This is a genomic window from Prevotella sp. oral taxon 376 (genome assembly GCF_003043945.1).
In the GTDB taxonomy this organism is placed as follows: domain Bacteria; phylum Bacteroidota; class Bacteroidia; order Bacteroidales; family Bacteroidaceae; genus Prevotella.
The window spans coordinates 446,474-462,047 of record NZ_PYXG01000002.1; the positions used below are offsets into that span (position 1 = coordinate 446,474).

Annotated in this window: 18 protein-coding genes; 1 reads left to right on the forward strand and 17 read right to left on the reverse strand. The window is 50.8% G+C overall.

Annotation, left to right across the window (positions count from 1 at the left end):
• Positions 1-226 precede the first annotated feature (226 nt).
• The 15 genes from C7120_RS11395 to C7120_RS11465 all read right to left on the reverse strand — a co-directional run bounded on the left by C7120_RS11395 (position 227) and on the right by C7120_RS11465 (position 12,992).
• Positions 227-772: a 2-oxoacid:acceptor oxidoreductase family protein gene (locus tag C7120_RS11395; RefSeq protein WP_107621788.1), complete on the reverse strand. Its 546-nt coding sequence runs from the start codon at positions 770-772 to the stop codon at positions 227-229.
• Positions 769-1,542 (reverse strand): thiamine pyrophosphate-dependent enzyme, encoded by a 774-nt coding sequence (locus C7120_RS11400; RefSeq protein ID WP_107621789.1) that lies wholly within the window; start codon positions 1,540-1,542, stop codon positions 769-771. The genes C7120_RS11395 and C7120_RS11400 overlap by 4 nt, the downstream gene beginning before the upstream one ends.
• Entirely contained in the window at positions 1,539-2,621 is a 1,083-nt protein-coding gene (locus C7120_RS11405; RefSeq protein WP_107621790.1) for a 3-methyl-2-oxobutanoate dehydrogenase subunit VorB, read from the reverse strand. Before C7120_RS11405 ends, C7120_RS11400 begins: the two co-directional genes overlap by 4 nt.
• Before the next feature lie 4 nt (positions 2,622-2,625).
• Positions 2,626-2,859: a 4Fe-4S binding protein gene (locus tag C7120_RS11410; protein WP_107621791.1), complete on the reverse strand. Its 234-nt coding sequence runs from the start codon at positions 2,857-2,859 to the stop codon at positions 2,626-2,628.
• A gap of 30 nt (positions 2,860-2,889) precedes the next feature.
• Positions 2,890-3,069 (reverse strand): tetratricopeptide repeat protein, encoded by a 180-nt coding sequence (locus tag C7120_RS11415; protein ID WP_107621792.1) that lies wholly within the window; start codon positions 3,067-3,069, stop codon positions 2,890-2,892.
• Positions 3,066-3,944: a bifunctional methylenetetrahydrofolate dehydrogenase/methenyltetrahydrofolate cyclohydrolase FolD gene (folD, locus tag C7120_RS11420; protein WP_107621793.1), complete on the reverse strand. Its 879-nt coding sequence runs from the start codon at positions 3,942-3,944 to the stop codon at positions 3,066-3,068. The genes C7120_RS11415 and folD overlap by 4 nt, the downstream gene beginning before the upstream one ends.
• A gap of 12 nt (positions 3,945-3,956) precedes the next feature.
• Entirely contained in the window at positions 3,957-5,297 is a 1,341-nt protein-coding gene (gene ffh / locus C7120_RS11425; protein ID WP_107621794.1) for a signal recognition particle protein, read from the reverse strand.
• Between the two features lie 354 nt (positions 5,298-5,651).
• Positions 5,652-6,353 carry an SIMPL domain-containing protein gene (locus C7120_RS11430; protein ID WP_107621795.1) on the reverse strand — a complete coding sequence of 234 codons (702 nt, stop codon included), beginning with the start codon at positions 6,351-6,353 and terminating at the stop codon, positions 5,652-5,654.
• A gap of 56 nt (positions 6,354-6,409) precedes the next feature.
• Positions 6,410-7,351, reverse strand: coding sequence for an endonuclease/exonuclease/phosphatase family protein (locus tag C7120_RS11435; protein WP_107621796.1), 942 nt, complete (start codon positions 7,349-7,351; stop codon positions 6,410-6,412).
• A 14-nt stretch (positions 7,352-7,365) separates the two neighbouring features.
• Positions 7,366-8,142 (reverse strand): prephenate dehydrogenase/arogenate dehydrogenase family protein, encoded by a 777-nt coding sequence (locus C7120_RS11440; protein ID WP_107621797.1) that lies wholly within the window; start codon positions 8,140-8,142, stop codon positions 7,366-7,368.
• A 1-nt stretch (position 8,143) separates the two neighbouring features.
• A complete protein-coding gene (locus C7120_RS11445) occupies positions 8,144-9,208 on the reverse strand; it encodes a bifunctional 3-deoxy-7-phosphoheptulonate synthase/chorismate mutase type II (protein WP_107621952.1) in 1,065 nt (354 codons plus the stop codon).
• 52 nt (positions 9,209-9,260) lie between these two features.
• A complete protein-coding gene (locus C7120_RS11450) occupies positions 9,261-10,433 on the reverse strand; it encodes a pyridoxal phosphate-dependent aminotransferase (RefSeq protein WP_107621798.1) in 1,173 nt (390 codons plus the stop codon).
• Positions 10,420-11,250 (reverse strand): prephenate dehydratase, encoded by an 831-nt coding sequence (locus tag C7120_RS11455; protein WP_107621799.1) that lies wholly within the window; start codon positions 11,248-11,250, stop codon positions 10,420-10,422. The genes C7120_RS11450 and C7120_RS11455 overlap by 14 nt, the downstream gene beginning before the upstream one ends.
• Before the next feature lie 264 nt (positions 11,251-11,514).
• Positions 11,515-12,381, reverse strand: coding sequence for a lipopolysaccharide assembly protein LapB (locus C7120_RS11460; protein WP_107621800.1), 867 nt, complete (start codon positions 12,379-12,381; stop codon positions 11,515-11,517).
• A gap of 23 nt (positions 12,382-12,404) precedes the next feature.
• On the reverse strand, positions 12,405-12,992 hold the full coding sequence (locus C7120_RS11465) for a teichoic acid biosynthesis protein B (protein ID WP_146154263.1): 588 nt from the start codon (positions 12,990-12,992) through the stop codon (positions 12,405-12,407).
• 87 nt (positions 12,993-13,079) lie between these two features.
• On the opposite strand from C7120_RS11465, the gene C7120_RS11470 reads away from it, so the two are divergent.
• Positions 13,080-13,676: a hypothetical protein gene (locus C7120_RS11470; protein ID WP_107621802.1), complete on the forward strand. Its 597-nt coding sequence runs from the start codon at positions 13,080-13,082 to the stop codon at positions 13,674-13,676.
• A 215-nt stretch (positions 13,677-13,891) separates the two neighbouring features.
• Here C7120_RS11470 and C7120_RS11475 read toward each other — a convergent pair whose 3' ends face one another.
• Both C7120_RS11475 and C7120_RS11480 read right to left on the reverse strand, forming a co-directional pair.
• Entirely contained in the window at positions 13,892-14,257 is a 366-nt protein-coding gene (locus C7120_RS11475; protein WP_107621803.1) for a hypothetical protein, read from the reverse strand.
• Positions 14,258-14,279: 22 nt separating this feature from the next.
• Positions 14,280-15,524: a uracil-xanthine permease family protein gene (locus tag C7120_RS11480; RefSeq protein ID WP_107621804.1), complete on the reverse strand. Its 1,245-nt coding sequence runs from the start codon at positions 15,522-15,524 to the stop codon at positions 14,280-14,282.
• Positions 15,525-15,574: the final 50 nt, after the last annotated feature.

Below are 15,574 nucleotides of genomic sequence, written 5' to 3' on the forward strand. Positions count from 1 at the left end.
CAAGCAGCGTGTAACGATGTTACACACGGCGTGTAACATGCTTACACGCCGTGTGTAAAAACGCCGCGGATGACTTCTGTAAACGCCGGAAGCGGCAAATGAAGTTTCAGGTTGCCCGCTCTCCTCCGGCAATTCCTTGTCCCGGCCAAAGCCAGAAGACAAATAAAAAAGGCCGGGCGCATCCCTGCGCCCGACCCTCAAAATTAGAGAGTTATAAAAAAACAAGTTATTTTTGTTCTGTAATGATCTTCATTCCTGCCTCTACGGCTTGCATATTCAGAGGTATCATGCCATGATGACGCTCTGGCAAGCTCTTGAAAAGAGCCTTGTTAAGTCCGTCCGTGCTGATGACAGGACAAACCTTCAGCAGACCGCCCAAGACTATCATGTTGAAAACCTTCGCATTCTTCATCTCCGCAGCCTTGTCCATAGCGTCGATGCGGTAAACCGTAATATCCTTACGAGCAGGAGGATTGATGACGCCATAGCCGTCATAGATCAGGATGCCACCCGGCTTTACCTTCGGCTCAAACTTATCAAGCGAAGGCTGATTCAACACGATAGCCACATCATATTTGCTCAAGATAGGCGAACTGATACGCTTGTCGCTGACAATAACGGTAACATTGGCCGTACCGCCTCTCTGCTCCGGGCCGTAGGCCGGCATCCATGTAACCTCCTTGTCTTCCATCAAACCCGAATAGGCAAGAATCTTTCCCATGGAGAGTACTCCCTGGCCACCGAAACCCGATATGATTATCTCTGTCTTCATAAGCTCGTCGTGTCTTTTAAATCACTCTTAGGATACTGTTTGAACATATTCTCTTCCATCCACTGATTTGCCTTGACAGGAGAGAGTTTCCAACCGCTGTTACAAGTGCTTACAATCTCAACGAGAGAGGAACCTTTGCCCGCCATGGACGCCTCGAAAGCCTTGCGGATGGCTTTCTTTGCCTTGTTGATGGCTCCGACGGTCTCCACGCTCTGCCGGGTAACATAACAAGTACCGGTAAGATGCGAGGCCAGCTCCGTAATATTCAGCGGATATCCGTGAAGATCCGGAACACGACCGTAAGGACAGGTCGCTGTCTTCTGCCCCAGCAATGTGGTCGGTGCCATCTGGCCGCCGGTCATCCCATAGATGGCATTGTTGATGAATATGATTGCAATGTGCTCTCCGCGATTGAGGGCGTGGACGGTCTCAGCCGTGCCGATACATGCCAAATCACCATCTCCCTGATAAGTAAAGACCAAACGATCTGGCCACAGACGCTTTACGGCAGTGGCCACCGCAGGCGCACGCCCATGGGCTGCTTCCTGCCAGTCAATGTCAAGATAGCGATAAGCAAAGACAGCACATCCTACCGGACAGACACCGACGGTCTTCTCCTCCATGCCCATATCGGCAATCACTTCCGCGACCAGCTTGTGAACCACCCCATGTGAACAGCCCGGACAGTAATGCATGGGAGTATCATTCATCAAAGCCGGCTTCTCATATACTAAATTCTCCGGTGATATTATCTGAACATTGTCGTTCATATCAATTCCTCCTTTAAAGCTTTAACGATTTCTTCCGGATCGGGAACAATGCCGCCTAACCGGCCAAAATGCTCAACTCTCACGGCACCATTGATGGCAAGCCGCACATCCTCTACCATCTGGCCGGCATTGATTTCGGCAACGAGCACCCCTTTCTTGCCCTTGGCGGCCGCGGCAATCTGTCTGCTTGGGAACGGCCACAAGGTAATGGGGCGGAAAAGACCGACTTTCATGCCCTCGCCGCGGGCTATCTCAAGAGCCTTCTCCGCTATGCGGGAGGCACTGCCAAAGCTCACGATCATGTAATCGGCATCCTCCATTTGCTGGGTGTCATACCTCACTTCATTCTCTTCAATCTCCTTATACTTCCTCTGGAGATGGAGATTGCGCTGTTCCATTATCTCCGGCATCAACTCGAGGGAGGTGAGAATGCTGGGATTCCTATCCTTGCTGCGCCCGATCGAAGCCCATGGATAGAGCTGCCTGATCTCCTCTTCTGTCTTACGAGGCTTCATCGGGGGGAGGACAACTTTCTCCATCATCTGCCCGATAACGCCATCGCTCAATATCATGGCAGGATTCCTGTACTTGAAAGCCAGTTCAAAGGCCAGGTCCACGAAGTCTGCCATCTCCTGTACGGAGTTCGGCGCTAAGACTATCACATAATAGTCGCCATTCCCGCCGCCACGAGTAGCCTGGAAATAATCACTCTGCGAGGGCTGGATTGTTCCCAGACCGGGGCCGCCGCGCTGCACATTCACGACAACGCCAGGGATTTCCGCCCCGGCCATATAGGCTATCCCCTCCTGCATCAAAGCCACACCCGGACTTGAAGAGGAGGTCAGGCAACGCTTGCCGGCTCCCGCCCCGCCATAGATCATATTGATAGAAGCCACCTCACTTTCCGCCTGAAGGACCACCATACCCGTGGTTTCCCAAGGCTTCAGCAGGGCCAGGGTCTCAAGGACCTCACTCTGCGGAGTTATCGGATAGCCAAAATAGCCGTCGGCTCCGCAACGAATGGCAGCATGAGCTATAGCCTCATTGCCTTTCATCAACATTATTTCTTGTTCAGCCATAGGCTTAATCCTCCATTCTTTTTTTGTAGACGGTGATACATCCGTCAGGACATACGATACCACATGACGCGCACCCGATACAGTCTTCCGGTCGTATGGGCTCCACATAGGGATAACCGTGTACATTAACCTTCTTTTGCGTCAGGGCTATCACATTCTTCGGACAGGCAACGATGCATAGCTGGCACCCCTTGCACCTATCTGTATTTACTACGATAGCACCCCTAATCTTACTCATAGTATAAAATTTATAATGTTTGTTCCTCGTTCAAGGATTGTATGCGTCCTTATTATAGTAATTCAAGATATCGTCGAGCATTTTCTTCGCCTCCGCCGCCGGAGAGCCAGGATCTCGTTCTACGGCTTCCAGATAGCAGTCGATGGCATGCTTCCAATCCCCTTTCCGGCGGTATTCATTGCCTTTCCGATAAAACTCCTCTGCGGTCATTTGTAATACTCTTTCTTAGCCGCGGCAAGCGTATTCTTCATCAGAGAGCAGATGGTCATTGGCCCCACTCCCCCCGGAACGGGCGTGATATAAGAGCATTTGGGAGCTACCTCCCCGAAGTTCACATCTCCGTTGAGACGGAATCCGCTCTTACGGGTGGAGTCAGGAACGCGGGTCGTACCCACATCTATCACCACGGCGCCATCTTTTACCATGCTCCCGGTTACAAAGTCAGGGCTTCCTATCGCCGCTATGATAATATCGGCGTTCAGACACTCTTCCTTCAGGTTCTCCGTATGAGAGTGGCATACCGTTACCGTTGCGTCGCCGTATTGCTTCTGCATCATGAGTTGCGCCATGGGTTTGCCCACTATATTACTGCGGCCGAGCACCACGCACTTCTTCCCACTCGTCCTTATGCCGTAGTGCTGGAACAAAGTCAGGATGCCAAGTGGGGTCGCTGAGATAAAACAGGGCAGTCCGATGGCCATCCGCCCGACATTGACGGGATGAAAGCCGTCGACATCCTTGCGATAGTCTATTGCCATGATGATCTTCTGCTCGTCGATATGTCTGGGCAGGGGGAGCTGAATGATGAAGCCGTCTATATCCATATCCTTGTTCAACCGGTCTACACAAGTCAGCAATTCTGCCTCCGTTACATCTTCTTCATATCGGATCAAGGTCGACTTAAAGCCACACTGCTCGCAAGAGATCACCTTATTTCTGACATAGGTTTCGCTGCCGCCGTCATGCCCCACGAGCACCGCTGCCAGATGAGGTTGCTTTCCTCCGCGGGAAACGATCTGCTTCACCTCTTCCGCGATTTCTGCTTTCATTGCGGCCGCAGTGGCCTTGCCGTCTATCAGTGTCATGTCTTTTTAAGATTAGTGAGGCATTTTCGGCATATTTTTCATGTTCGCCATCATGCCTTTCATCCCGCTTCCCGTAACCATTTTCATCATCTTGCGTGTCTGGTCGAACTGCTTGATGAGTCGATTTACTTCCTGGACATTCGTGCCGGACCCTTTGGCGATGCGCTGTCTGCGACTCGTATTCAGTAACGCGGGATTACTTCTCTCGGCAGGTGTCATGCTGTTTATGATGGCTTCAATACCTTTGAAGGCATTGTCGTCGATGTCCATTTCCCGGACGGCCTTGCCTACTCCCGGAATCATGGATGCCAAATCTTTCAGGTTACCCATCTTCTTGATTTGCTGGATTTGCTTCATGAAATCATTAAAATCAAACTGATTCTTCTGTATTTTCTTCTGAAGCTTCTTGGCTTCTTCCTCATCAAACTGCTCTTGAGCACGCTCCACGAGGCTGACCACATCGCCCATGCCCAGAATGCGATCGGCCATACGAGATGGATGGAACACATCGACAGCCTCCATTTTCTCGCCTATCCCGATAAACTTGATGGGCTTGGTAACAACCGTTCGAATGGAAAGAGCCGCTCCACCACGAGTATCACCATCAAGCTTTGTCAGGACAACGCCGTTAAAATCCAACCGGTCGTTGAACTCCTTGGCAGTATTCACGGCATCCTGACCCGTCATTGAGTCGACGACAAACAGCGTTTCATCTGGACTGACATGGTTTTTGAGGCTCTCTATCTCGTTCATCATCTGCTCGTCAATGGCCAGACGACCGGCGGTATCAACGATAACCACATCGTATCCCTTTGCCCTTGCTTCCTGAATGGCATGGTCGGCAATCTCGTTAACATTCTTATTCTCCGGCTCCGCATATACGGCAACACCCACTTGCCCGCCGACTACTTTCAGCTGTTCGATGGCCGCGGGACGATATACATCACATGCCACAAGCAAAGGCTTCTTGTTCTGCTTGGTCTTGAGCATGTTGGCCAGTTTGCCCGAGAAAGTAGTCTTACCAGAGCCTTGGAGACCAGACATCAGGATAATGGCAGGCTTCTGCGTGAGGTTAAGCCCCGCAGTCTCACCGCCCATGAGCTCGGCAAGCTCGTCGTGGACGATCTTGACCATCAGCTGACCGGGCTTGACGGCGGTCAGCACATTCATTCCCAAGGCCTTCTGCTTTACCGTATCGGTGAAAGACTTGGCCACCTTATAGTTCACATCGGCATCAAGCAGAGCCCTCCGGACATCCTTCAGGGTCTCTGCCACATTGATTTCGGTGATCTTTCCCTCACCCTTTAATATCTTAAAGGAACGCTCTAATCTGTCGCTTAGATTTTCAAACATTTCTCAGTACTTTTAATTCTTATGCAAATTTAGTCAATTCCAAGGGAAATAAAGCATTTCCTTTCATGTTTTAAAATATTTTAAAATACACCCGCATCATTTCTCCACCCTCTGCATCGTTTCTGTCTGTCCCTATTATGAGCCGTAGATTTTCCTGCGGCTTGTTCCACATATTCTTACTAAAGGCAGTCTCCTCTTTACTAAAACAGGCTGTTTCAGTCACTAAAACAGGCTATTTTAGTCAGTAAAACAGGCTGTTTTACTTTTCGGGAAGCCGCTGGCAAGATTCCCACCGGCCTCTAAGAGAGACTCCTCCGATGGCTTTTCGCCTTTCCTGCGGTCGCCTCCAGCACTTTAATTCTTCAAGGAATAGGTTACGGTCGTTACCACGCGCACCTTCTTGATATAAGGAGTATTGGCGTCGCGATCATCGATTGAGAACTGTCCTTGGTCTGCGCTTTCTATCTTGTTGAGCTTCGAGCGACTGTTCTTGGCGAACTGCCGGGCTGTCTTCTCCGCATTCTCAATGGCCTCCTGCATCATGCGAGGCTTCATGTTCTTGAACGATACATACTCATAGAGCGTGGGATTCTCATAGTCGCCTTCAACGATAGCGATGCCCTGCTTAAGCAATTCGCCCTGACGAGACATGATGCCGCGAATCAGCCTCACATTTCTGGAGGTAACGGTAATGATCGAAGTGATGTTATATCTATAGTCCCGCCTGTTGTCGGAATACTGGCTGGCTTCCATGTCTATCACCTTCGGCGCATTCATTACGATCTCGGTGTCCTTCACGCCATTCTTCAGAAGGAAGGACTTGATCTTTGCCTCCTTTTCGGCTATCTTACTATAAAGCTCGGGGAGGTCGTTTCCCATTTCCTTCGTAGGTATCGGCCATGTTACCTTATCCGCCTCGACCTCTCGTTCCGATAGCCCCTTGACGGTAACCTTGCGGTCTTTATTCGTAAAATCGTCGATTCCCCATTTGATGCAAACGCCCAAGACGATTACTCCGAAGGCGATGATGGCAGCTTCTATGATATGATTCTTCATAATTTCTCGTTTTTATATGTTGCAAAGATAGGTATTTATTCTGAATCAAACAATATTTATTGGCGGAATTTTGAAATTAAGGGAAGATGGTCGCTGAATCCGTTTTTCCAATGCGCGCCATAGTAGTTTCGTTTCGGGCGGATACCGCCATACTTGTCGTCTTCCTCCAACAGGAAGGGAAAGTCTCCTATCCTGCATTCCACAAAACGGTTCAGGAGGCTCTCCGAGCACAGGATATGGTCGATGGAATCCCATTCCCCCTGATACCGGTAGGTGGCCTTTGCCCCGTTCGCTCCCCTTGCCCCCTTGGAAACATCCGTCAACCGATGGGCAAGCAGCAACCGGATGGACTTATCGGAACAATTATCATTAAAATCGCCGGCTATCAGGATCTTGGCCTCGGGCGACAGCGCACGGAGGGAGTCGACGGCCTCCAAGAGCCTCCGGGCCACCTGCAGGCGATGGGGCTGTGTCGCCTTGACGCCGCCTGAGCGACTGGGAGCATGAACCACGAAAACATGCAGGGTGTCTCCCGTTATCACCTGTCCGCTCGCATACAGTATGTCGCGCGTAGGACGCATGCCTTTCAAGGGACTGACACGGATGGAATGGTGGCTGACAAGCCGGAACGACATCGGAGAATACAGCAAGGCTACATCTATCCCACGGACATCAGGGGAATTTGTCATGACATATTCATATCCCGCTTTCCGCAAGAGCGACTTCCGGGTGAGGCCGGCCATCACGCTGTCGTTCTCTACTTCGCACAAGGCAACCATGTCAGGCAGCTGCCAGTCGCCGTCCTGTTCTCCGCAGGCAATAATCTCCTGCCCGATATGATTCAGCTTCTGCCAGTAACGATAGTGGTTCCAATGCCGCCAGCTATCGGGCTGAAATTCCTGATCTTGTTTCAGGGAGTCGTGCTCGCAATCAAAGAGATTCTCACAATTAAGTTCTACGAATGTGAAAAAACTTAGCAATAAAACCGCAACTGACATGCCCTCCTCCTTCCTTATTCTTTCACATGACCACGAATCTTGCCAAGATACCGCTTCATGCCGTCGGCATCCTTCGTGTCGATTATCTCCAGCAGCTCCTTCAGTTCCGTACGAATTTGAGTTACCTGGTCATGCGTATAAGGATTGAAGAGTATCTCCTGAAGCAGATAGTCGTCCTCGCTCAGCACCCCCTTCGCTATCTTCATATGCCGTTTGAATGTGGTTCCCGGGGCATCCTGATGCTTCATCACCGCCGCAAACACAAAGGTCGATACAAAGGGAATGCTCAGCGAGTAGGCCACGGTCTTGTCATGCTCCTCAAAAGTATACTCATAGATGTTCAGTCCCAGCTTCGAATAGAGGTCCTTGAAGAAAATCCTACCCATGTAATCACCTTCCTTAATGATAATGGCATTTTCCTCGGAGAGCTGATTGAGATTGGCAAAAGTAGGGCCGAACATCGGGTGAGTGGATACATAACGATGGCCGCTATGCTCATAAAAAACCTTCAACCCCGTCTTGACCGAACTGATATCGCTAATGATACAGTCGTCTGAAATATAGGGCATAACCTCCTCGAAGGCCGGGATTGTATACTTCACGGTTACCGCATTGATAACCAACTCCGGGTTAAATTCAGCAATTTCTCCTAAAGTCGTAAACCTCTGGCAGTTATAAGTGAACCTCATCCGCTTCGGATCTTTCTCGAAAACGGCCATTTCATGCTCAAAACTGAGCAGGTCGAGGAAGAAACTTCCCATCTTGCCTGCCCCTAAAACCAATATCCTCATCCTACTTATTGATTATCTCCATCTGTTGACGCACACTCTCTTCATGGACGCCTTCAAACACCTTGGCTATAAACTTTGCATCCATCCCCATCAAACTGCCTTGCGCACCGCGCTTTTCCAAGATCTCATTATAGCGGTTTGCCTGGAAAACCGTCATGTTATGCTCTTTCTTATATTGGCCGATTTCACGGCAAACCCGCATTCGCTTGGCCAACAATTCCATCAAGTCGTTGTCCAATTCATCAATCTGCTTACGCAGGAGGGTGATTCCCTCGGTCGTAGAATGCTCATCCCTGACAACCAAAAGGCTCAGAATGTAATCCAAGACATCAGGAGCGACCTGCTGTTTGGCGTCGCTCCATGCGGCGTCCGGATTGCAATGGCTCTCGATAATCAGGCCGTCGAATCCAAGATCCATGGCCTGCTGGCACAAGGGAGCTATCAAGTCGCGACGGCCACCGATGTGGCTCGGGTCGCAAATCAATGGCAGACCGGGAATCCTTCGGTGCAGCTCCATTGGAATCTGCCACATAGGAAGATTCCGGTAAATCTTCTGGTCGTAGCTCGAAAAGCCCCGATGAATGGCAGCCAAACGCTTGATACCTGCCTGGTTGATACGCTCCATGGCGCCAATCCAGAGTTCTAAATCCGGATTTACAGGGTTCTTGACAAAGACCGGAATGTCTACCCCCCGCAGGGAATCTGCCAAATCCTGCATGGCAAAGGGGTTTGCCGAAGTACGGGCTCCTATCCACAGGATGTCTATTCCATATTTCAGGCAGAGCTCCACATGCTCCGGCTTCGCGACCTCAGTAGTTATGCGCATGCCGGTTTCTTCTTTCACCTGCTTCATCCAGCCCAGGGCCTCCTCGCCCTTTCCCTCGAATCCACCTGGTTTTGTGCGTGGTTTCCACACACCGGCACGAAAGTTATGACAGCCTTTCCGGGCTAATTCCCGGGCTGTGGACATCACCTGCTCCTCTGTTTCGGCGGAACAGGGCCCCGCGATCACAAACGGACGCTCGTTATCACTCGGTAAATTTAAAGGTCGGAGATCTAATTCCATATGCTTATCTTTCATTTTGTTCTCTATCCGGGCATTTCATTTCTTGTTGTCTCTACCACTCCAACGCCTCGATTCTGCGAAGAGCTTCCTCCATCTTTTCATTCTTGGCGCAGAGCGAGATCCGTATGTAGCGATTCCCATTGCTTCCAAAGATAAAGCCCGGGGTTATGAAAACCCGTGCCTTATGCAACACGCGCTCCGTCAGTTCCTCTACATTCCCGTAACAGTCAGGTATCTTTCCCCACAAGAACATTCCCACCTGGCGGGTGTCGAAACTGCATCCGAGGGTCTCCATGATCTTTTCCGCAATACGGCGACGGTGCTTATAGACCTCCACATTATACTCATGGTGCCACTCCGGGCTATTGGTATTATAGGCTTCTGCGGCCGCGAGCTGTATTCCCCTGAAGGTTCCGGAGTCTATATTGCTCTTGATTTTCAGTATCCAGCTGATAAAGGTCGCGTTCGAGGCACACAATCCGACACGCCACCCCGGCATATTGAAACTCTTGGACATGGAATTGAGCTCAATGCAGCAGTCCTTTGCCCCGGGCACTTGCAATAATGAGAGGGGGCGCTCGTTGAGAATCAAGGAATAAGGATTATCGTTCACCACGACAATACGGTGTTTTTTTGCAAATCCAACAAGCCTCTCATAGGTTTCCATGCTGGCATTTCCACCCGTCGGCATATTGGGATAATTGGTCCAGATGAGCTTCACATCCGCCAGATCCATCGCTTCAAGTTCCTCGAAGTCAGGCTGCCATCCGTTATCCTCACGAAGATGATAGTTCACGATCTTTGCCCCCAGAATCTTGCTGAGCGATGTATAGGTGGGATAGCCCGGATTAGGAACCAGCACCTTTTCACCTGGGTTCACAAAGGCAAGCGTTACATGGAGTATGCCTTCCTTGCTTCCAATCAGAGGTTGAATCTCGCTTTTCGGGTCTAAATCTACCTGATACCACTTTCTGTAGAAGCCGGCCATTGCTTCGCGAAGCTCCGGTGTCCCGATGGTCGGCTGATATCCGTGCGCATCCGGATTACGGGCCACCTCACAAAGTTTTGCGATCGTCTGCCCTGAGGGCGGCATATCCGGACTGCCAATGGCAAGACTGATGATGTTCCGGCCCTCCGCGTTGAGCCGGGCGACCTCCTTCAACTTGCGAGAGAAATAATATTCCTCGATGTGCGATACGCGATCGGCTGGTCTAACATTGTTCATATTCTCCAATAATCTTTAGTTCTTTGGTCAATGGGATTATCGCGTCAATCGACTGGCGGTAGCGAGTCAGATCCTCAAAGGTAACATCCACATAGAACAGATACTCCCATTCGTGTCCGATAATAGGCAGAGACTGTATCTTCGTAAGGTTGATATCGTAGAAAGAAAGGATTGTCAGCACCTTGGAAAGACTACCCTCCGAATGAGGAAGGGAGAACACGAGGCTTGCCTTATTCGAACTGTTCAACGGTCGGAGAAAGTCTGCCTTCCGAGGGTCCGACACGATGAGGAAGCGCGTGAAATTATGCTTATTGTCCTCTATATGATCTTCCAGCACTCTCAGTCCGTACATCTTGGCGGCATCCGAATGGCAAATGGCAGCCCACCCCCTACACAAATTCCTGCTGATATACTCCGCGCTCCCTGCCGTATCCTCACTTTCCACGGCCTTCATCGCGGGATGTCTCGCCAGGAAAGAACGGCATTGCATCAAGGCAACGGGGTGAGAGTGCACCTCATTGACGGTATCCCAGTCGTCATCGGGCAGACAGCAGATGCAATGCTGTATATGAAGCTTGTATTCTCCTACGATGGTTGTGTCCGAAGCCCGCAACAAGTCATAGTTGTGCAGCAAACTTCCCGCGATGGTATTCTCGATGGCAATCAGTCCTATCACCGTGGGATCACGCTTGATATTCTCGAAAATCTGTTCGAAAGTGGCGCAACAAATCGGCTGGATTTGTTCTTCCGGGAAATACTGATGGGCTGCTATATCGTGGAAAGAGCCCCTGAGTCCTTGGATGGCAATTCGCTTCATTTCGTCTTCAGTATGGAAAATCCCGCTCCAAATTACATGAAGCGGGACCTTTTTAGTTTCTTTATTTTACCATAAGTTGAAATCTACACGCAACTTCCCGCTTCACAATTACTTGCAAAGTAAAAATAAAAGTAGTAAAAAGATGCGTATAATTTCATCATGATTCCTTGCTTTTTCTGTTTATTATTGCAAAAATAGTGTTTTTATTTGGTTTCCACAAACATTTCAAAAGATTTCTTTATAAAATTCTTTCGATCGTCCTTCCTATAGCCCAAAAGGGTTGATATTCCGATAGGCATCCTCCGTCTTTTGCTGAATATCTTCTTTTCCCGTTCCTTCGTTTTGAACCGGATTAAGCTCAAGAACGGCATTCATGTCTTCCTCCGCTCCTCTCTTGTCGCCCAAACCAAGCCTTATCGCGCCTCTTTCCTTAAACGCGGCTATGCAGAAAGGGTTGAGTTCTATCACCTTATTATATATACCGACCGCCTCGTCGTGCATTCCCTGCGCCTCGAGAACCCGTGCCTTGAGCAACAAGGCATCCTCATTCTCCGGGTCGTGTTCCATCAGATAGTCCGCGTCCTGGGCAGCCCCCTCCGCGTCATTCACCTCCAGGAGGATTTCCCCTCGCAGCAGATGGGCGTCCCCGTGGTTTTCCCGCAAGGTGATGGCCTTGGTGAGCATTGCCACCGCATTCGTCCGGTCGCCCTGCCCCCTACAGGCACGGGCATAGAGATAGAGTGCCCGCGGATCGTCTTTGTTTATCAAAAGAGCATTCTCGCATGCGTGTGCCATCGCGCCATAGTCCTCCATCATGAACGCAACATGTGCCATGCGAAGATATATTTCCTCATTGTCAGGCTGTGCCTCGGCCAGTTTCCGGAGTTGTTCGAACGCCGGAAGGAGTTCATTATTCTGAATGAAGGCCTGCGAAAGATAGTCTCGACACTCAAGGTCTTCCCGTATTTCGAGGGCATGCACGAAGCACCTGATGGCCTGTTGCCACTGATTCATGTGCAAGGCCTTTACTCCGTCGTACTTCAAGACATCAAAATTACGCGCCTGCTCCTCCTGTTTTTTCTCCTCGGAGGTTTCCTCCCTTCCTCCGAACAACGCCTTAAAGAAATTCATCTCTTCTCTTGATTTATCGATTCTTACTGTTTGTCAATAAGTTGTTTGTATGCCGTGTTGGGGATGGCATCCGTGCGTTCCCATGAGGGCCACTTGCCTGACACGGGAGCATAGCTGTCTCCCACCTTTTTATATCGCCGGAACTCGAACTTCGCATTGATGTATCCATCGGTTCCATCCTTTGCCAGAATATAGCAGTAAAGCGTCTCCGAATACCCCACGACCGCCTTGTTCTGCTTCACGGGCTCCGTCAGCCAGTCTTCCTGGGGGATCGCCTTGGCCACTACAACAGCCTGCGGATAACGCGCCTTGAAGGCTTTCTCGCATGCCAGCTTCAGCGCCTCCCCTTCTTCCTTCTTATAAAGATTGACGCTATAGATAGGCATATAGTAGGCGCCGTCTATCTTGATTTCGTCCACATGGCGGTCTTCAAGACCAAGAGCTCCCTTCACTTTCTGAGACGCATCCGTAGCATCACTCTTCATCTGATTCCAAATGCCATTCACATTTTCCTTCAATGTCTTGTTCTTTGCTGCCTTACCGGTCTGACCAGAGGCAGAAGTCGCCACCATACACATGGCTGCAAATATCGCAAAAGCTGCTTTTTTCATACCCTAACAGTTTTAATTTACGACAAAAATAACATAAAAACATTAACAGACAAAATAAATTCCATTATTTTAAGTAACTTTGCTTGTATGAAACAAAAATTACTGATTGTAATATTTTCTTTGCTTTGCTTAACGACAAAGGCGCAGAAAGACTCCACCTGCCTGTCAGGCCCTATTGGGCCTTATGCCTACGGCTGGGGATGGCACAAGGGACTGAATGTGGACCTGAGCCTATCGGTAATGACGCAATTCGGCAAGAACCGCCGCCACGGAGCCGGCTTCGGGCAACGCCTCAACGCCACTTATCTCACACCGCTGACCGACAAGCTGTGGCTGGCAGCCGGCGGCACGGTCAGCAATATCCTGTGGAGCGGCGACTCATACAGACAAGGAGCTGTCTATGCGGCCCTCGGATATCGGTTCAACGAGCACTGGGAAGCCTACGCCTGGGTGCAGAAACAGGTCGCAAGCAACATGAGCTACGGATTCCGCTATCCCCGAACGGGATATTACTATGCCCCCATGGACTATGACATCTACGGCTATGGCGACCGCATAGGAGGAGCCATCAAATATAATCTGAACCCAAACTTCTCATTCCAGATCAGCATCGAGAGCGTGAATATACCGAGCCGGGAACTCCAATATTTCGACCAATACAACTATCCCGTGCCCAAAGATTAACAAGAAAAGCCGCTTCTGAAAAACCCAGAGGCGGCTTTCTCTTTTTCCGAAAGCCATCTTTTCCTTTACAAAATCGGCGACTTCGTCGGACAATTTCGGCGATTTCGTCCCACGATTTCGGCGATTTTGTCATTGGGCCGACCGTGAATGCCCTTATGGGAAATCGCTGATAAGCAAAAAGGCAGCCCTCGTCGGGACAGCTTTCCGGGTCTCGCTCAAGAGGCCTCGCCGGCCTCCCATTCCCGGCGAAAGTATTCCTTGATGTCGCGGTCGATATCCATCACCGAGCGTTTGCCCGCTACATAAGGTTTCGCCATCTCGCCGAGCACATAGATCACCACGCCTATCGCGATGGCCGCGACAAGGCTCAGCAGTTCGTTCGCTATCCATCCTGCCCGCATGAACAATATCATCGCCACAATGGGGAGCGGTGCCAGAAGCCAGTCGCCCGCCGTATTGAACTTGCCGCTGTTGTCGCGCTCGGTCTTCAGATGCCGCGGCGCGTCGAGCATGAGCCGCCCTTTGTTGGCCCGCCAGTATTCTTCAAAGTCCGAAAACTGATCCCTGTCCTTGAATTCCATCGCCCTATGCCTGTTTACAGAACTATGATTCCACACTCTTTTCCTCTATCAGGCTGGGAGCAGCCTCTTCGTCCTTGTCGTGCGGCAACAGCAGGTTGAGCAGCACGCTGACCACGGCGCTCAGCCCGATACCGCCCAACGAGAAGCTGCCGAAGTTCAAGACGGCTCCCCCGATGCCAAGGGTGAGGGTTACGGAAATGATGATGGTGTTGCGGGTTACATTCAGGTTCACCTTGTTCTGCACGAGATTCTGGATGCCCACATTGGCTATCGTCCCGAAGAGCAGGAGCATGATGCCGCCGAGCACGGCACTCGGAATCGACTGCAGGAAAGCCGACAGCTTGCCAATGACCGAGAAGACAATGGCCGTGAGGGCAGCAATGCGGATGACCTGAGGATGGGTTACCTTCGTAATCGACATCGCCCCCGTTACCTCGCTATAGGTGGTTACCGGAGGTCCGCCAAGGAATGATGCCGCCAGACAGGCCAGTCCGTCGCCCAGCATCGTGCGGTGAAGTCCCGGATCTTTCACGAAATCCTTTTGCGCAACCGCCCCCACGACATACACATCGCCGATGTGCTCAATGACGGGAGCGATGGCCACGGGTATCATATACAGGAACGGCTCCCACGCAAATTGGGGTATCTGAAGGTGGGCTATCGACGGCGGCAGGGCAAACCACGGAGCCGCGGCAACGCCACTCAGGTCTACCACGCCCATGCAGAGGGCCACGATATAACCCACAATCAATCCACACACCACGGGAACGAGCTTTAGAAGGCCCCGGGCAAAAGTGAGCACGAGGATAGCCGATATCAGCGAGACGAAGGCGAGAGTCCAGTTCTCCTTTGCCATATTCACCGCCGAGCCCGAGAGAGTCAGCCCGATGAGGATGATGACGGGGCCAATGACCACCGGAGGAAACAGCCTGTCGAGCAACTTCTTCCCCTGCCAGCGGATGAGTGCGCTCACGATGAAATAGACCAGGGCCACCCCTGCTATGCCCGCAAGCGTGCCCGGCATTCCCCACTGCTGGGAAGCAGCGATGATAGGGGCGATGAACGCGAAACTGGAACCTAAAAAAATAGGCACCTTCCCTTTCGTTACGAGATGAAAGATGAAAGTACCTAATCCTGCTGTAAACAAGGCTGTGGCGGGACTGAGCCCCACGAGCAGCGGCACGAGAACGGTCGCCCCGAAGGCGACGAAGAGGAATTGCACTCCCACGATTCCTTTTCTCATTGGCGTTAAGGTGATATTTTCCATAATTGCAGACAAAATTAAGAAAAATCGGAGAAAGCAGGAAACAATTCCCG

What these genes read in the sequence shown, in the direction of transcription:
- C7120_RS11395 (WP_107621788.1), bottom strand. Translation starts at nt 772, where the DNA reads ATGAAGACAGAGATAATCATATCGGGTTTCGGTGGCCAGGGAGTACTC.
- C7120_RS11400 (WP_107621789.1), bottom strand. Translation starts at nt 1,542, where the DNA reads ATGAACGACAATGTTCAGATAATATCACCGGAGAATTTAGTATATGAG.
- C7120_RS11405 (WP_107621790.1), bottom strand. Translation starts at nt 2,621, where the DNA reads ATGGCTGAACAAGAAATAATGTTGATGAAAGGCAATGAGGCTATAGCT.
- C7120_RS11410 (WP_107621791.1), bottom strand. Translation starts at nt 2,859, where the DNA reads ATGAGTAAGATTAGGGGTGCTATCGTAGTAAATACAGATAGGTGCAAG.
- C7120_RS11415 (WP_107621792.1), bottom strand. Translation starts at nt 3,069, where the DNA reads ATGACCGCAGAGGAGTTTTATCGGAAAGGCAATGAATACCGCCGGAAA.
- folD (WP_107621793.1), bottom strand. Translation starts at nt 3,944, where the DNA reads ATGACACTGATAGACGGCAAGGCCACTGCGGCCGCAATGAAAGCAGAA.
- ffh (WP_107621794.1), bottom strand. Translation starts at nt 5,297, where the DNA reads ATGTTTGAAAATCTAAGCGACAGATTAGAGCGTTCCTTTAAGATATTA.
- C7120_RS11430 (WP_107621795.1), bottom strand. Translation starts at nt 6,353, where the DNA reads ATGAAGAATCATATCATAGAAGCTGCCATCATCGCCTTCGGAGTAATC.
- C7120_RS11435 (WP_107621796.1), bottom strand. Translation starts at nt 7,351, where the DNA reads ATGTCAGTTGCGGTTTTATTGCTAAGTTTTTTCACATTCGTAGAACTT.
- C7120_RS11440 (WP_107621797.1), bottom strand. Translation starts at nt 8,142, where the DNA reads ATGAGGATATTGGTTTTAGGGGCAGGCAAGATGGGAAGTTTCTTCCTC.
- C7120_RS11445 (WP_107621952.1), bottom strand. Translation starts at nt 9,208, where the DNA reads ATGGAATTAGATCTCCGACCTTTAAATTTACCGAGTGATAACGAGCGT.
- C7120_RS11450 (WP_107621798.1), bottom strand. Translation starts at nt 10,433, where the DNA reads ATGAACAATGTTAGACCAGCCGATCGCGTATCGCACATCGAGGAATAT.
- C7120_RS11455 (WP_107621799.1), bottom strand. Translation starts at nt 11,250, where the DNA reads ATGAAGCGAATTGCCATCCAAGGACTCAGGGGCTCTTTCCACGATATA.
- C7120_RS11460 (WP_107621800.1), bottom strand. Translation starts at nt 12,381, where the DNA reads ATGAATTTCTTTAAGGCGTTGTTCGGAGGAAGGGAGGAAACCTCCGAG.
- C7120_RS11465 (WP_146154263.1), bottom strand. Translation starts at nt 12,992, where the DNA reads ATGAAAAAAGCAGCTTTTGCGATATTTGCAGCCATGTGTATGGTGGCG.
- C7120_RS11470 (WP_107621802.1), top strand. Translation starts at nt 13,080, where the DNA reads ATGAAACAAAAATTACTGATTGTAATATTTTCTTTGCTTTGCTTAACG.
- C7120_RS11475 (WP_107621803.1), bottom strand. Translation starts at nt 14,257, where the DNA reads ATGGAATTCAAGGACAGGGATCAGTTTTCGGACTTTGAAGAATACTGG.
- C7120_RS11480 (WP_107621804.1), bottom strand. Translation starts at nt 15,524, where the DNA reads ATGGAAAATATCACCTTAACGCCAATGAGAAAAGGAATCGTGGGAGTG.